Source organism: Streptomyces sp. NPDC091371 (assembly GCF_040684275.1).
In the GTDB taxonomy this organism is placed as follows: Bacteria; Actinomycetota; Actinomycetes; order Streptomycetales; family Streptomycetaceae; genus Streptomyces.
Genome location: NZ_JBFBFP010000001.1, coordinates 191,502 through 205,738, shown reverse-complemented (window position 1 = coordinate 205,738; position 14,237 = coordinate 191,502). Strand labels below are relative to the sequence as shown.

15 protein-coding genes are annotated in these 14,237 nt (G+C 72.8%); 5 read left to right on the top strand and 10 right to left on the bottom strand.

Annotated features, from left to right (window positions below; genetic code table 11):
* Window positions 1-14: 14 nt before the first annotated feature.
* Window positions 15-833 (bottom strand): hypothetical protein, encoded by an 819-nt coding sequence (locus AB0O21_RS01005; RefSeq protein ID WP_365164602.1) that lies wholly within the window; start codon window positions 831-833, stop codon window positions 15-17.
* Between the two features lie 259 nt (window positions 834-1,092).
* Between AB0O21_RS01005 and AB0O21_RS01000 the strand changes: the two genes are divergently transcribed.
* Window positions 1,093-2,376, top strand: a complete 1,284-nt coding sequence (locus AB0O21_RS01000) for a transposase (RefSeq protein ID WP_365164599.1) — start codon at window positions 1,093-1,095, stop codon at window positions 2,374-2,376.
* Window positions 2,377-2,565: 189 nt separating this feature from the next.
* Here the strand turns inward: AB0O21_RS01000 and AB0O21_RS00995 are convergent, their stop codons facing one another.
* Window positions 2,566-3,357 (bottom strand): carbon-nitrogen family hydrolase, encoded by a 792-nt coding sequence (locus AB0O21_RS00995; RefSeq protein ID WP_365164596.1) that lies wholly within the window; start codon window positions 3,355-3,357, stop codon window positions 2,566-2,568.
* 147 nt (window positions 3,358-3,504) lie between these two features.
* On the opposite strand from AB0O21_RS00995, the gene AB0O21_RS00990 reads away from it, so the two are divergent.
* Entirely contained in the window at window positions 3,505-4,335 is an 831-nt protein-coding gene (locus tag AB0O21_RS00990; protein ID WP_365164593.1) for a maleylpyruvate isomerase family mycothiol-dependent enzyme, read from the top strand.
* Window positions 4,336-4,375: 40 nt separating this feature from the next.
* Here AB0O21_RS00990 and AB0O21_RS00985 read toward each other — a convergent pair whose 3' ends face one another.
* The 3 genes from AB0O21_RS00985 to AB0O21_RS00975 all read right to left on the bottom strand — a co-directional run bounded on the left by AB0O21_RS00985 (window position 4,376) and on the right by AB0O21_RS00975 (window position 6,736).
* Window positions 4,376-4,522, bottom strand: coding sequence for a hypothetical protein (locus AB0O21_RS00985; protein ID WP_365164590.1), 147 nt, complete (start codon window positions 4,520-4,522; stop codon window positions 4,376-4,378).
* A gap of 208 nt (window positions 4,523-4,730) precedes the next feature.
* Entirely contained in the window at window positions 4,731-6,080 is a 1,350-nt protein-coding gene (locus tag AB0O21_RS00980) for an MFS transporter (protein WP_365164588.1), read from the bottom strand.
* Window positions 6,077-6,736: a GntR family transcriptional regulator gene (locus AB0O21_RS00975; RefSeq protein WP_365164585.1), complete on the bottom strand. Its 660-nt coding sequence runs from the start codon at window positions 6,734-6,736 to the stop codon at window positions 6,077-6,079. The genes AB0O21_RS00980 and AB0O21_RS00975 overlap by 4 nt, the downstream gene beginning before the upstream one ends.
* A 145-nt stretch (window positions 6,737-6,881) precedes the next feature.
* Between AB0O21_RS00975 and AB0O21_RS00970 the strand changes: the two genes are divergently transcribed.
* Window positions 6,882-8,096: a DUF418 domain-containing protein gene (locus AB0O21_RS00970; RefSeq protein WP_365164583.1), complete on the top strand. Its 1,215-nt coding sequence runs from the start codon at window positions 6,882-6,884 to the stop codon at window positions 8,094-8,096.
* On the opposite strand, the gene AB0O21_RS00965 is transcribed toward AB0O21_RS00970, so the two are convergent.
* The 3 genes from AB0O21_RS00965 to AB0O21_RS00955 form a co-directional block, all read right to left on the bottom strand.
* Window positions 8,047-8,427, bottom strand: a complete 381-nt coding sequence (locus tag AB0O21_RS00965) for a nuclear transport factor 2 family protein (protein WP_365164581.1) — start codon at window positions 8,425-8,427, stop codon at window positions 8,047-8,049. The genes AB0O21_RS00970 and AB0O21_RS00965 overlap by 50 nt on opposite strands.
* Before the next feature lie 115 nt (window positions 8,428-8,542).
* Window positions 8,543-8,848 carry a protease inhibitor I42 family protein gene (locus AB0O21_RS00960; RefSeq protein WP_365164579.1) on the bottom strand — a complete coding sequence of 102 codons (306 nt, stop codon included), beginning with the start codon at window positions 8,846-8,848 and terminating at the stop codon, window positions 8,543-8,545.
* 38 nt (window positions 8,849-8,886) lie between these two features.
* Window positions 8,887-10,773: a C1 family peptidase gene (locus AB0O21_RS00955; protein ID WP_365164577.1), complete on the bottom strand. Its 1,887-nt coding sequence runs from the start codon at window positions 10,771-10,773 to the stop codon at window positions 8,887-8,889.
* A 120-nt stretch (window positions 10,774-10,893) separates the two neighbouring features.
* Between AB0O21_RS00955 and AB0O21_RS00950 the strand changes: the two genes are divergently transcribed.
* The gene (locus AB0O21_RS00950) at window positions 10,894-11,505 is read left to right on the top strand and encodes an aminoglycoside adenylyltransferase (RefSeq protein ID WP_365164574.1); all 612 of its coding nucleotides are present in this window, start codon (window positions 10,894-10,896) and stop codon (window positions 11,503-11,505) included.
* On the opposite strand, the gene AB0O21_RS00945 is transcribed toward AB0O21_RS00950, so the two are convergent.
* Both AB0O21_RS00945 and AB0O21_RS00940 read right to left on the bottom strand, forming a co-directional pair.
* Entirely contained in the window at window positions 11,420-12,262 is an 843-nt protein-coding gene (locus AB0O21_RS00945; protein ID WP_365164572.1) for a hypothetical protein, read from the bottom strand. The genes AB0O21_RS00950 and AB0O21_RS00945 overlap by 86 nt on opposite strands.
* A 181-nt stretch (window positions 12,263-12,443) precedes the next feature.
* The gene (locus tag AB0O21_RS00940; protein ID WP_365164570.1) at window positions 12,444-13,103 is read right to left on the bottom strand and encodes a hypothetical protein; all 660 of its coding nucleotides are present in this window, start codon (window positions 13,101-13,103) and stop codon (window positions 12,444-12,446) included.
* A gap of 180 nt (window positions 13,104-13,283) precedes the next feature.
* Between AB0O21_RS00940 and AB0O21_RS00935 the strand changes: the two genes are divergently transcribed.
* Window positions 13,284-14,234, top strand: coding sequence for a hypothetical protein (locus tag AB0O21_RS00935; protein ID WP_365164568.1), 951 nt, complete (start codon window positions 13,284-13,286; stop codon window positions 14,232-14,234).
* Window positions 14,235-14,237 lie beyond the last annotated feature (3 nt).

The window sequence follows — 14,237 nt, the reverse complement described above, 5'->3', positions numbered from 1 at the left end:
AGCCGGGTCTGACATCAGGCCGTGGTGGAGCCGAGGAAGGAGTGCAGGGATCTGGTGAGGGCCGCCACGAAGGCGTCCTGGACGTCGGGCGCGACGAGGTCCAGGGAGAGGTACGGGTTCAGGTCCTCCAGCTCCACGAGCAGGAGTTCGCCGGAGGGGGCGCGGCAGGCGTCCACGCGCTGGATGCCGTGGACGAGGGTGTTCCACTCGACGAAGGCGCGGGCGAAGGCCAGGTCGGCCGCGGTGGGTTCGTAGGGGACGAGGTCCCAGCGGCGGGCCGGGTCGGGGGCGTACAGGGCGTACTGGAAGGCGTCGTCGACGAAGTAGAAGGACACCTCGTACGTGAAGTCGATGCGGGGCTGGATGAGGACCGATCCCGCCGGGCCCTGCGGGTCAGCGGTGAAGGTGAGGCCTATGGAGTCGGCGCCCTGCTTGGGCTTGACCACGTACGCGGGGACCTGCGGGAGCTCGGAGAGCCGGGCCGGGTCGTCGACGGTCGGGATGACCGGGTACCCGGCCGCGGTGAGGTCGAGGAGGTACTGCTTGCCCGCCGTGTCGGCGCGGCCGGTGAGCGGGTTGTAGACGCGGGTCCCGGCGGCGAGGGCGGCCGCGCGGAAGGAGTCGTAGGCCTGCTGGTAGTGCAGGACGGGCCCGCTGTTGCGGACGACCACCGCGTCGAAGCCCAGGGGCGCGAGCGCCTCCGCGTCGGCCGGATGGCACAGGGCGAGTTCGAAGCCGGCGGCCCGCAGCCGGGAGGTGAGGAGGATGTCCTCGTCGCAGTAGCGGCGGCCGCGCGACGGGTACGCCAGGTCGGTCACGTAGAGGAGAGGCATGGCGGCAACCTATCGCGGGCACGGATCAGCGCATGAAATACCTCGTATGGGACAAAATGCCGGCCATCCGGGCGAACTGTCACGATCAGTCCCAGTACAGCCGTCGAGGCCGAGCGGACGGTTCGGCTGCTCGGCCTCGATGAACGTTTCGAGTCGGCGATTCGCCATGAAAGTAAACTAGATGTGCATGTGAAGACATAATGTATCGCTTTCCAGATATGGGGCATGCCGACAGCAAATCATCGGCACAGTATCGGGCGTGAAGGCAGATGCGGGCCGCAAGTATCGCGCATACCCCACAGGTGATCAGGGCCAGGTCCTGACTGGGTGGGGGCATACGGCACGCGCTCTGTGGAATGTGGCTCTCGAGCAGCGCGTGTACCTGTGGGAGCAGCGTCGGTACAGCCTGCGGTCAGGCGAGCAGTGCAAGCAGCTCACCGCTGCCCGCACCGAACTGGACTGGATCGGCGACCTTCCGGCTCAGACAGGTCAGCAGATCCTGCGCAGCCTCGACCATGCGTATGACAATTTCTGGAACCCCGAGCATCCGGCCCGATTTCCGGCGCGGAAGAAGCGCGGCCATCGCCTGTCTATTCCGTTTCCAGGGCAGGCGGTTGAGGTCCGGAAGTTGAACCGGCATTGGGCTGAGGTCCGTCTGCCGAAACTCGGCTGGCTACGGTTCAGACTCTCCCGCGCCATCGGGGGCACAATCCGCAACGCCACCTTGTCCCGAGACGGCAACGGCTGGCACATCTCCTTCGGTGTCCACACCGGCCGCAAGCCGGACGCACCGAACGGGTACGCCACGTGCGGGGTGGACTTCGGGGTCGCCGCGTCCGCGTTCGTGTCCACCGAGACCACACCCCGCCTCATGCCCCCGTCACTGACCACCAAAGAGAAGAAGCGACTCAAGGCGCTGGAGCAGCGCAAGGCCCGCCAGATCACCTACGCGAAGAAACACGGCGGTGGGAAGTACGGCCGCCGCCTGCGCACGACGATCGCCCAGATCGCAAGCCTCACCACCCGCCGGGGCAACCGGCGCCGGGACTTCACGCACAAGCTCACCACCGACCTCGCCAAAAGCCACGGCCTGATCGGTATCGAGGACCTGCGTGTGAAGAATATGACCAAGTCCGCGAAGGGCACCACCAAGGTCCCGGGGAAGAACGTCCGGGCGAAGGCTGGGCTTAACCGGTCGATCCTCGACAACACCCCGGGCGAACGGCGGCGACAGCTTGAGTACAAGGCCCGCATGTACGGGTCCGTACTCGTCGCCGTCCCGCCGTTCCATACCTCTCAGACCTGCGCCGCCTGCGGCCAGGTCGATCCCGAGTCCCGCAAGGGATGCGGTCGGCTGTTCGCCTGCACCCGGTGCGGGCATGAGGATGATGCCGACCACAATGCCTCGGTGGAGATCGAGGCCCGAACCCGCCGGACGGGTGGCTCGGAGATCAACAGCACGCGCAGCATCCCCAGGGTGCGAGTCCCGGCCACCAGCCGGCGGCGGATGCGTGAAGCCCCTAAGCCCGCCCACGCGAGCTGAAGGGAATCCCCGTGCAATAACGCGGGGAGGATCGTCAATGGATCGAGGACGAGGACGGGCGCCACGCCTTCCTCGTCGGCGGCAAGGCGCTGTGGTTCCGGGGAGAAGGAGCAGGAGGAGGCCGACTGATCGAGGTTTCTCCGGGATCCGACGGTGCCCGCCCTATCGAACCGCCTACGCCGTCCAGATCTAGCGCGGCGCCCGCAGTCCCAGTACGCGGTCCTTCAGGGCCGGGAACTGGGCGCGGGTCTCGGCGACCTTCGCCGGGTCGAGGTCCACCGTGAGGACGTCCTCGCCGGGGCCCGCCTCGGCCAGCACCTCGCCCCACGGGTCGACGACCAGGCTGTGCCCGGACTGTTCGACGCCCGCGTGGGTGCCGGCCAGGGCGCAGGCCAGGACGTACGACTGGTCCTCGACGGCGCGCGCCCGGTTCAGCAGGGTCCAGTGCGCGCGGCGGCGGGCGGGCCAGCCCGCCGCGACGACCATCGTCGTGGCGCCGGCGTCGACCAGGCCGCGGAAGAGTTCCGGGAAGCGCAGGTCGTAGCAGGTGGCGATGCCGAGGGTCTGTTCCGGCAGCTCCACCGTGGTGAGGGAGTCCCCGGCGGTCATCAGCACCGCCTCGCCCTGGTCGAAGCCGAACCGGTGGATCTTGCGGTAGGTGGCGGCCAGCTCGCCCTCCGGGGAGAGGACGAGGGCGGTGTTGTAGAGCGACCCGTCGCCGGCGCGCTCGACGATCGAGCCCGCGTGCAGCCAGACCCCGGCGTCGCGGGCTGCCTTGGACATCGCCTCGAAGGTGGGGCCGTCCAGGGGTTCGGCCTCGGTCTCGAAGAGTTCGTAGGCGAAGGCCCCGACCGTCCACAGTTCGGGCAGGACGACAAGATCGGACCCGGCCTGTTCCCGTACGAGATCGGCCACCCGGGCACGTCGGGAAGACACCGACTCGCCCTCGTTCACTGCGATTTGGATCAGCGAGGCGCGCACACTACCACCGTTCTGGCGTTCAAGCCGTCAACTCGGGCCTACGATCGTCACACGAAAGCACTGCCGGGGTGCTCACCGGCAGCGTAGTTTTGGAAAGCGAGCCACTGCTTCCGAACGCGCCACTGATCAGCACCGCGAGGGGTCCCGTTGACCGTCCATCCGCATCCCAGCCTCCAGCCCTATGCCGACGCGTGGACGCATTCCATCGAGGCGATATCCGAGCTGGTCCTCCCCCTGTCGGAGGGCGACTGGAACCGGGCGACGCCGTGCCCGGGCTGGTCGGTCCGTGACGTCGTGTCACACATCATCGGCATCGAATGCGAGCAGCTCGGGGACCCCCGGCCGATCCACACCGTGGCGCGGGACCTGCGCCACGTGGTGGACGAGTTCAGCCGGTACATGGAGGTGCAGGTGGACGTGCGCCGCCACCACACCGCCCCGGAGATGACCTCGGAGCTGGAGTACACCGTCATCCGCCGCTCGCGCCAGCTGCGCAACGAGAAGCGGGATCCGGACACGCTGGTGCGGGGGCCGCTCGGCGACCAGGTGACGCTGGAGCACGCGCTGCGGCTGCGCGCCTTCGACGTGTGGATCCACGAGCAGGACCTGCGGGCGGCGCTGGGCGCGCCGGGCAACTGGGACTCGCCCGGCGCGTACGTGGCGCGGGACATCCTCCTGGCCGGGCTGCCGAAGGTGGTCGCGAAGCTGGCGGGGGCCCCGGCGCACTCCGCGGTGGTCATCGACGTGCACGGCCCGCTGGAGTTCATGCGGACCGTGCGCGTCGACGCGGAGGGCCGCGGGACGCTCGACAAGTCGCCGTCGCTGGGCCCCGCGGTCACGCTCACCCTGGACTGGGAGACGTACGTCCGCCTCGCGGCGGGCCGCGTCCGGCCGCGGACCGTCGCGGACCGGGTGAAGGTCGAGGGCGACCCGGAGCTGGCGGACGCGATCCTGGCGAACTTCGCCGTGACGCCGTGACGCCGACGCGATGACGCCGTGACGCCGTAGCGGGGGCCTGTCACCGGCCGCCGTCGCCGCGACGGCGGCCGGACAGCCGGCGCCGGGCCCAGGCGGCGCCGGTCACGGCGAGGGCGGCGGCCAGCGCGCCGAGGAACTCCGGTACGGCGGCCAGCAGCAGGCGCCCGGCGAGCTCTGCGAGGTGCATGTCGGTCTCCTTCACGGGAACGGCCGTGCGTGGCCGTGAAGGAGACGATGGGCCGCGCCCGCCCGGTCCCCAACCGGTCCCGGGGCGCCCTGGGACACCCTGGGACGGCATGGGCCGGCCCGCAGGCCGGCGCCCCGGGCCGTACGGAATCCGGCACGCGTCCCGGGACCGCCGGGGACGCCGGGGGCGGCGCGGCCCGGCGGCCGGCTCAGGCCAGGGCGCGCCCCGGTTCGGGTTCGGCCGGGGCCGTGCGGGGGGCCGGCGGCTGGGCCGGGAGCGCCGCGCGGGCGCGTTCGCGTTCGCGTTCGCGTTCGCGCGCCAGGGCGCGTCCCCGCAGCCGCAGGATCTGGCTGATGCCCAGCGCCTCCAGCACGAACACCGTCGAGAAGGCGATGCGGTAGTCGTCCCCGGTGGCGTCCAGCAGGATGCCCACCGCCAGCAGTGTCGTCATGGAGCCGATGAAACCGCCCATGTTGGTGATCCCTGAGGCCGTGCCCTGACGCTCCGGCGGATTGGCCGGGCGGGCGAAGTCGAAGCCGATCATCGACGCGGGACCGCAGCCCCCCAGCACCACGCACAGGGTGATCAGCAGCCACATCGGCGCCCGGTCCCCCGGGTAGGCCAGGACCGACCCCCACAGCAGGGCGGTGACCCCGACGGTGCCCAGCGCGAGCGGGATCCGCGAGGACTGGCGGCGGCCGATGATCTGGCCGTAGACCAGCCCGAGGGCCATGTTCGAGGCGACCACCAGGGTCAGCAGCCCGCCCGCGGTGGTCCGCGACAGCCCCTGCGCCTCGACCAGGAACGGCATGCCCCACAGCAGCAGGAACACCATCGCCGGGAACTGCGTCGTGAAGTGCACCCACAGCCCGATCCGGGTGCCGGGCTCGCTCCACGACTCCTTGATCTGGCGGCGTACGAACCCGCGCGCGCCCCGCGCCGCGGCCGCCGGCGGCTCGTGCCCCTCGGGGTGGTCCCGCAGGAACAGCACCAGCGGCACCAGGACGACCAGCCCCGCCGCCGCGCTGCCCGCGAAGGCCGCCGTCCAGCCGACCCCGTGCAGGACGGGCGCGAGGACGAGGGTGGAGACGAGGTTGCCGGCCATCCCGACCAGTCCGGCGAGCTGCGCCATCAGCGGCCCGCGGCGGGCCGGGAACCAGCGGGTGCCGAGCCGCAGCACGGATATGAACGTCATCGCGTCGCCGCAGCCCAGCAGCGCGCGGGCGGCGAGCGCCATCCCGTACGAGGGCGAGAGCGCGAAGCCGAGCTGTCCGACGGTGAAGAGCACCGCGCCCAGCGTCAGCACCTTCTTGGTGCCGAGCCGGTCCACCATCAGCCCGACCGGGACCTGCATGCCCGCGTAGACGAGGAGCTGGAGCAGCGAGAACGCGGACAGCGCGGAGGCGTTGACGTGGAAGCGGTCCGCCGCTTCGAGGCCGGCCACGCCCAGGCTGGTCCGGAAGATCACGGCGACGAAGTAGACGGCGACGCCGATGCACCAGACGGCGACGGCCCTGCGCCCGCCCGGGGGGTCCTTGATCACGGAGGCGGCGGTCACCGGCCCGTCCCCCGCACCAGCGCGTCGACCCGCCCGATGTGCCCGCGGACGGCCGCCGCGGCCGTGTCCGCGTCCCCGGCGCGCAGCGCGTCCAGGATCTCGGTGTGCTCGGAGAGGGTCCGCTCCAGCCGGTCGGGGTGCGCGTGCAGCAGGGCGACGCCCATCCGCAGCTGCCGGTCGCGGAGTTGGTCGTAGAGCCGGATGAGGATCTGGTTGCCGGTGGCGCGCACGATCTCGGCGTGGAAGGCCCGGTCGGCGGCCATCATCGCGGGGAGGGCGCCCTCGGCGGCGTGCCGGCGCTGCTCCTCGATCAGCGCGGCCAGCCGGTCCAGCAGGCCCGGTGGCGCGGGGACGGCTCGTCGTACGGTGAACTCCTCGACGAGCAGCCGGGTTTCGAGTACGTCGTTGATCTCCTGCGCGGAGACGGGCAGGACCAGCGCGCCCTTCTTCGGGTAGAGCTTCAGCAGCCCCTCGGTCTCCAGCCGCAGCAGCGCCTCGCGCACCGGCGTGCGGGACACGCCCACGGCCTCGGCGAGTTCGCCCTCGGTGAGGAGGGTGCCGCCTTCGTAGCGGCGGTCGAGGACACCCTGCTTGACGTGCTGGTAGACGCGTTCGGCGGCGGTCGGAGCGCTTGTGACGCTGATGGCGGCTGGCATGCGCACAGCATAGATACAACAGGGGTGCAAGCCGGGCGGTGTCCAGGATGCGGACGCCGCGCGCCCACTGCTGCATCGAAGGGTGTACCCCGGCTTCGTCCACCGGCAGGACGTACAAAACCCCGCGCGCCGGGACGCTGGAGGCATGGCCGACACACTCACCGCCGGCGCGGCCCGCGCGACCGCCGCCCGGCTGCCGCTCCTCGACGTCCTGCGGGGCGCCGCCGTCCTCGGCACGCTCATGACCAACGTCTGGATCTTCGCCTCCCCCGGCTCGGAGTGGAGCGTGCTCCAGGGCGGGCTCACCGCCCCCGAGCCGGTCGCCGACCCCTCCCCCGCGACCATCGCGGAGGCCGTCTTCCGCTTCCTGGCCGACGGGAAGTTCCTGGCGCTGCTCACGATCCTGTTCGGTGTGGGCCTGGCCATCCAGTACGACTCCGCCGCGCGCCGGGGCGACCCCTGGCCGGGGCGCTACCCGCGCCGGGCCGCCTTCCTCTTCCTGGAGGGGACCCTCCACTTCTTCCTCGTCTTCGCCTGGGACGTGCTGATGGGGTACGCCGTCACCGCGCTCCTCGTCGCCTGGCTGCTGGCCCGCTCGGAGCGCGTGCGGCGGGTGGCCCTGTGGACGGCCGCCGGGGTGCACCTGGCGCTGGTCGCCCTGGTGACGCTGGGGGCCCTGGCCGAGGCCGACGCCGGCCCGGAGGCCCCCGACCCGGAGGCCGTGCGGCTCTACGCCGACGGCGGCTACGGCGCCCAGATCGCGTTCCGGCTCGGCCACTTCGCCGCCCTGCGCATCGAGCCCGTCTTCTCCTTCGGGCTGCTGGTGTTCCTCTTCCTCCTCGGGGTCCGGCTCCACCGCGCCGGCGCCTTCACCCCGACCGCCGCCGGGCGGCGCATCCGCGTCCGGATGGCCGCCTGGGGGCTCGGGCTCGGCCTGCCGCTCGGCGCCGCCGCCGCGCTCGGCGGCCCGGACCTCTTCGTCCTGGGCCGCTACGGCATCGCCCCGCTGGTCGCCGTCGGCTACATCGGCCTGATCGGCACCGTCCTCGACCGCTTCGCGGTGCCCGGTGCGAAGGCCCTCGGCTCCGTCGGCCGCACCGCCCTGTCCTGCTACGTCGCCCAGAACCTGATCTGCATGCTGCTCTGCTACGGCATCGGCCTGGGCCTCGCCGAGCACTTCGGCGGGAGCGGGCCGTGGTGGGTGATGGGCCTGTGGGCGGCCGTGTCCCTCGTACTGGCGGTGGCGTCGGGACGGTGGCTGCGCCGCTTCGAGCGCGGCCCGCTGGAATCCGTACAGCACTGGGCGCTGCTCAGGACAGGGCGTCCTCGTCCGTCTCGAAGTGGAACACCTTCGCGATGATCCGCCACTGCCCGTCCACCCGCAGCAGGGTCAGGAAGTCGGTGTACAGCCGGGGGCCGATCGCGCATTCCACCCGGGCCAGCGCGGTCACCGGCCCGGCGAACTCGACCGAGACGATCCGGTCCCGGCGGGTCTCCCCCCGGGCGGAGGGGGGTTCCCTGCGCGCGACGACCGGCAGGTACTCGTCCATCCCGAGCCGCAGCAGGGGCCCTTCGGTGGCGGTGGCGTAGACGGCCTCAGGGTGGAAGACCCGGCCCAGCAGCTCCGTATCGCAGTGGTAGAGCCCGTCGAAGTAGTCGGCGAGGACGGAACGGACCGCTTGGTCGGACATGGGGAGACCTCCGGGACTCGGCTGGTGGTTGTCGCTCACCCACGAACCTAGGAGCGCCCGGCTCCCGGCACCACGACGAAGATCGAAGCGATCCATAACGGGCGCCAATGGGAGCTCAGCCGGCAGTGACCGCCACCTCCAGCACGAACTCGTCGTACGGCGCCTCCTGCGGGTACGGCGGCCGGACCTGCGCGAAGCGGATGCGGGCCCGCCCTCCCGGGCAGTGCGCGCGGACCACGTACGTCCGCTCCAGGGACGCGCCGGGCAGCACCTGCGCCGGGGCGGGCGCGGCCTCGCTCACCGACACGGCGTCCGCGTCCCCGGTCACCTGCCAGGTCCACACGTACCCGCGCGCCCCGCGCCCGGTGAGCCTGAGCTCGTACGACTCACCGGCGGCGAGGGCGACCTCGCGCACCTCCACCCGCCACGACCTCCCGGATCCGGAACAGGACCTCAGCCTCAGACGGGGCCGATCACCGACCCCTCGTGCCAGCCCGCTCCGTCGCGCCAGTAGTGCTGGAGACGGCGGTCGGTGCGCAGCACGATCACTTCCAGGTTGAACCCGAAGCTGCCCTGGAGCATCCCGGTGACCGAGGCGACGTCGTGCCCGAAGACGGCGCTGCGGCTCCAGGCGGCGCCGGAGGCGTTCCCCCGCCACCAGTGCTCGACGCGGCCCCCGGCCACGGCCACGCACAGTTCGTAGTTCCCGGCGGTGTCCTCGTCGGCGGCCCCGTACTGGGCCTCGATCAGGCAGGGCGCGGAGGTCACCCCGGATCCGAACACCTCCCCGGCCCGCCAGGCGAACCCGTTGGGGTCGTCGCGCCACCACAGCTGCATCCGGCCGTCGGTGCGGGCGGCGACCAGGTCGAGGTGGCGGCTGCGGGTCTGGACGAGGGCGGGGCCGAAGTGGGCGATGCCGGAGGCGAAGCGGCCGCCGTCGTTCCAGGTCCAGGGGGCGCCGTTGATCCGCCACCAGTGGTTCAGGCGGCCGTCGGCGGTGCGGACGACCACCTCGAAGTTGCCCGGCTTGCCGTAGTCGCTCTGGATGAAGGCCGGGGTGGATCCGACGGCCGCGTCGCCCGGCCCGAAGGCGCCGCCGTCGCGCCACACGCGGGCCGACTGCTCGTAGTACCAGTGGCGCATCCGGCCGCCCGTGGTGACGTGCAGGGACTCCATGTTCCGGTTGTAAGTGGTGCCGGTGAAGGCGGGCTGCCCGGAGGCGTCGTTCGCGAAGACGCCGCCGCGGGCCCAGAGGAAGGGGGAGTCGCCGTCGCGCCACCAGTGCTGGAGGCGGTTGCCCGTGGTCGTCCCGAGCAGCTCGAAGTTGCGGTGGGCGCGGCCGTTGCCGCTCTCGTAGACGTTCCCGGCGTGCAGGCGGCGCTTGCTCCAGGGGTCGATGTTGGTGCCGCGCAGGCCGCACTTGGCCCAGTGGTCGATGTTGACCTCGCCGTAGGCGATGCGGCCGTAGCCGCCGACGTGGTAGCCGGTCCCCCAGGAGTTCTTGAAGAGCCAGCAGCCGGCCGCGTCGTCGTAGCCGACGACCAACACGCAGTGCCCGCCCGCCAGTCGGTCGCTGGTCCGGTGGTAGACGCCCGATCCGAGCCCGAAGAAGTCGTCGTAGACGTCGAAGCAGGCGGTGAGCGGCCCGACGGTGTCCAGCCACACCTTCTGCTGCTCCACGTCGCCGAGCCGGACGTAGTCGCCGATGCGGACCGTGCGGCCCGAGCGGTCCCAGCTGGGCGTGTACTCGGCCCGCCAGGCGTCGCGGCGGGTGGCGGGCAGACCGGCGGGCGGGGTGCTGTAGGGCCAGCAGTCCGGGTCGGCGAGACCCCCGTTGGTCTTGATCCAGTCGAGCGCGGTCTCGGGGTTGGAGCCCTGCCCGCAGGTGAACCGCAGACCGTCGTGCACGTCCCCCTCGGAGCGCTCCGCCCACACCCCGTGCTCGATGCGGGCCATCGACTCGACCAGGCCGGCGGCGCCGAAGGCCCAGCAGGAGCCGCAGGGGTTCTGGTCCTTGACCTTGGTGATCCACGGCCAGCCCCAGCGGCTGCGCCAGTCGACCGCGGCGGGCCGGGCGGTGCCGGTCGCCGGCGGGCCCGCCAGCAGCCCGTGCGCGGCCCGACGGCGGGTGAGGTGCGGGTTCCCGCTCGCGTGCCCGATGAGCCCCCGCAGATCGAGCGCCCCCGCCTCCTCGGCGGTCGTCAGGTTCGCCCCGGGCACCAGACCCAGCGAAGGCCTCGGTACGGGCTCCTCGTCGGCCAGGTGCTCCGAGACCGACCACCGCGCCCCGCGCTCCGCGAGCCGCGCCCGCAACTCCCCCGCCGACAGGACGGACTCCTCCGGCATAGCGCCCCCCAGCTGCAACCGTACGAATGCCAGACCCGGGAGCGTCTCCCCGGCGGCGGAACCCGTCAAGGGGGTCCGCGCGGTCGCGCGGGCGCACGCGGGGGCACGTACGGTCGGGGTATGAACCGAGCACGCGAACAACGCCAGTTGGCCATGATCGAGGAGGTCGTGACCCTGGGCGTGGAGGTCTGGTTGCGGGGCGGCTGGGCCATGGACTTCTGGCTCGGCGAGATCACCCGCCCCCACGAGGACGTGGACTGGTTCGCCTGGTCGCGGGACGCGGACCGGCTGACCGGCCTCCTCGTGGGACGCGGGTACGAGGTCCTTCGCGCGGACGACCAGCAGCTGGACCTCGTACGCGACGGCGAGGAGCTGAGCTTCGCGCTGGTCGCGCGGGACGCGGAGGGGCGGGTGGTGGTGGCGGGCGGCCCGTGGGCGGGAACGGCGTGGCCGGAGGGGATGCTGTCCGCCCCCGAGCCGGGCCGGCTGCGCGGCCTCGCGTGCCCGGTCGTCTCGCCGGAGGCCCAGATCGAGATCAAGCGGATGATGCCGGTGTGGGTGCCGGGCCGTCCCCGGCGCCGGAAGGACGCCGAGGACGTGGCACGGCTGGAGGCGGCGCTCGCGGCCGTCGCGGCCGTCGCGGCCGTCAGGGCAGCGGAACCGGCGCCGGGACCGGGACCTTCGGCGGGTCGAGCGGCAGCGGGGGCAGACCGGGCAGACCGGCCCCGGTGAGCAGCGCGACGAGGGCGGCGACCAGGTCGGTGACGACGCCCGTGGCCTTGTCCTTGGCGTCGGTGGAACAGCCGCAGGGCCCGGCGGTCTTGGTGAGCGCGCCGATGGAGGCCTTGAGCTTGTCGAGGGCGGCGGTGACGAGGTCCAGGGGGCCGTCGGCGGCCTTGGGCTTCGCGTCGGCGGGCAGCTTGGGCGCCGCGACGGGGAGCTTGGGGGCCTCGACGGGCAGCTTCGGGGCCTCCACGGGGAGCTTGGGCGCCTCAACCGGGAGCTTCGGGGCCTCCACGGGCAGCTTCGGGGCCTCGACCGGCAGCTTGGGCGCCTCGACCGGCAGCTTCGGCGGCTCCACCGGGAGCTCCGGGACCGGCGCCGGCAGGTCCACGGGCGGCTTGATCGGCGCGTCCGGAACCGGCACGGGAACCGCGGGCGCCGGCGGCAGGCTCTTCTTCACGTCGGCCAGAGCCGTGTCGATCTTCTCCTTCAGCGCCGCCAGGTCCGCCTCCGGGATCTTGCCGTCCGGCGATTTCAGCACGGCGCTGAGCAGATCGGTGACGGGTTTCAGCAGCCCGCCGACCGCCCCGAGCGACTGCACCTGCGCGAGCAGCGCCTCGGTACCGGGGATCGCCTTCCCGGCGACGGGGGCCGGCGGCCGCTCGGGGGCGTTGGCGGCCCCCGCGAGGCCGGGGGACGCGGCCAGCAGGGTCAGGCAGAGGGCGGCGGGAACGGTGTAGCGGGAGAAACGGGTGGAGCGGCGCAACGGATCTCTCCTGTCGGGAGACGACGACGGGCGGGGCATGGGACGTGCCCCGCTCCACCTACGGACACCCCGTCACCCCCCGCAACCGGAGCCCCACTTGCCGCACCCATGACACGCCGCGCAACCGGCGTATACGCCCCGCTGACCTGCACGTTCACCATCACCCTCAGGTGATGCCCCGTCAGACTGGCTGCTCGTTCAGCGGGAAGAACCTGACCGGGATGGGGCCGTGGTACACGAACTCACCTCCCGGCAGACAGTTGTCGGCCGGGCGGCGGCCCAGCCCGTCGCAGTGCTCCGCGCTCAACCGCATGAAGACCGTCGTCGTGTGCGCGCCGGCGCTCAGCGAGGACAGCGGGGGCGAGCCGAAGTAGGCGAACGGAATCCCGTCGAAGTCCGCGATGCGGCGGATCACCTCCGGGCCGAAGGTGTGGCTCCGCTCCTGGGCGGTGCCGATGTCGTTGACGACCCGGGCCCCGAGGAGCTTCGAGAGGAAGTCGTCCATCGGGTCGAACCGGGCAGGTGTGTAGCCCCGCGGGTACCGGGCGCGGACGCCGCTGGCCGCCGTGCCCCAGCCGGGGAAGGACCGGACCCACTGCTCGCCCACGAACGCTTCGCGGCAGGCCGGGGGGCCGATGATCCGCTCGCTGATGCCGAGGAAGGTGTTGAGGTTGGTCCCGTCAGGGGACTTGCAGTTGTGATCGGGTGTCGGTACGGCGGCCTCCGCCGTGGTCCGCGCCGGCTCCTGCTGTCGCGCCTGCGCCGAGCCGCTGCCGGCTGCGGCCAGCACCGTCGCCAGCACGAGGGAGACCACGGCCGCCCGCATCCGAGTGGGTTTCATGGGGCTGCCGCCCTTCAGCTCGACTTCGCCATCGGGCCGACCATGACGGGATCCGGCGGGCCACCCCCGCCGGACACGCCGTTGATCTGCCTCATGGCCGACGCCCCTCCCCCACGCGGGGGAGGCGGATGCTCCCCTGGCCGGACGCGGGGTGGCGGGGGCCGTCGCCAGCATGGGGGCATGACGGTCGAGGGGTACGTGCCCGCGGGGCGCGGGGTGCGGGTGGCCGCGTGGGTGGCGGGCGGCGGGATGCTGGTCTACGCCGGGCTGAAGGTGTACATGGCGCTGCGCGGCCAGATCGGCATGCCGGGCAGCCCAGCGCCCCCCGAGGTACAGGCCCGCTTCGAGCACCCCGCACTGGCGCAGGCCGGCAATGCGGTGCTGGGGGCGGGCGCGGCGGTGGTGGTGTGGGCGGCCGTCGCCCGCTGGGGGGCGCGGATACCCCGCTGGGCGCTGCTGGGGGCGCTCGCTCTGGCGGTGGCGATGCAGCTGGCGGGGGCGGTGGCCACCGTGGCGCGTGCGGGCGGCGGGGCGTCCCCGCTGGACTGGGCCCTGAGCGGGGTCCAGCTCGCGGCCTGGGGGGTGGTGACCGTGTCGTACGCCGCCCGGACCCGCAGCCCGGGGCGGGGCCGCCCGTGGGCGGCGTACGGAGCGTTCGGCTGCGCGCTGGCGTACGGGCTGCTGAAGCTCGACTGGGCGCTCGGCGGCGCGTTCCTGGCCCGCCAGACCCCGCTACCGCCCGCCCTGCGCGAGGAGTTGCTGGCCCGCGACGGCGTCATGGTGGCAGGACACTGGCTCTCTGTGGCCCTGGCGCTGCTCGGCATGGCGGCCGCCCTGCACCTCGCCGGCCGCTTCGGCCCGCACGGCCGGCTGCGCCGCGGGGCGGTGCTCGCCGGGGCGTGGGCGGGCTGCGCGTTCATGCTGGCCAGGGCGACCGGCCTGCTGGGCTACGGCTTCGCCGGGGACCTGCGCGTGCTGTCGGGCCGCGCCTCCGTACCGGCCCAGTACGCGGACCTCGCGCGCGAACAGGCCTGGTGGGACCTGCTGCTCTGGTCCCCGTACTGGCTGCTGTTCGGCCTGTACTGGGGCCTGGCGGCCCGGCGGTACCGCCGCGTTGTCCGTCAGCCGTAGCCG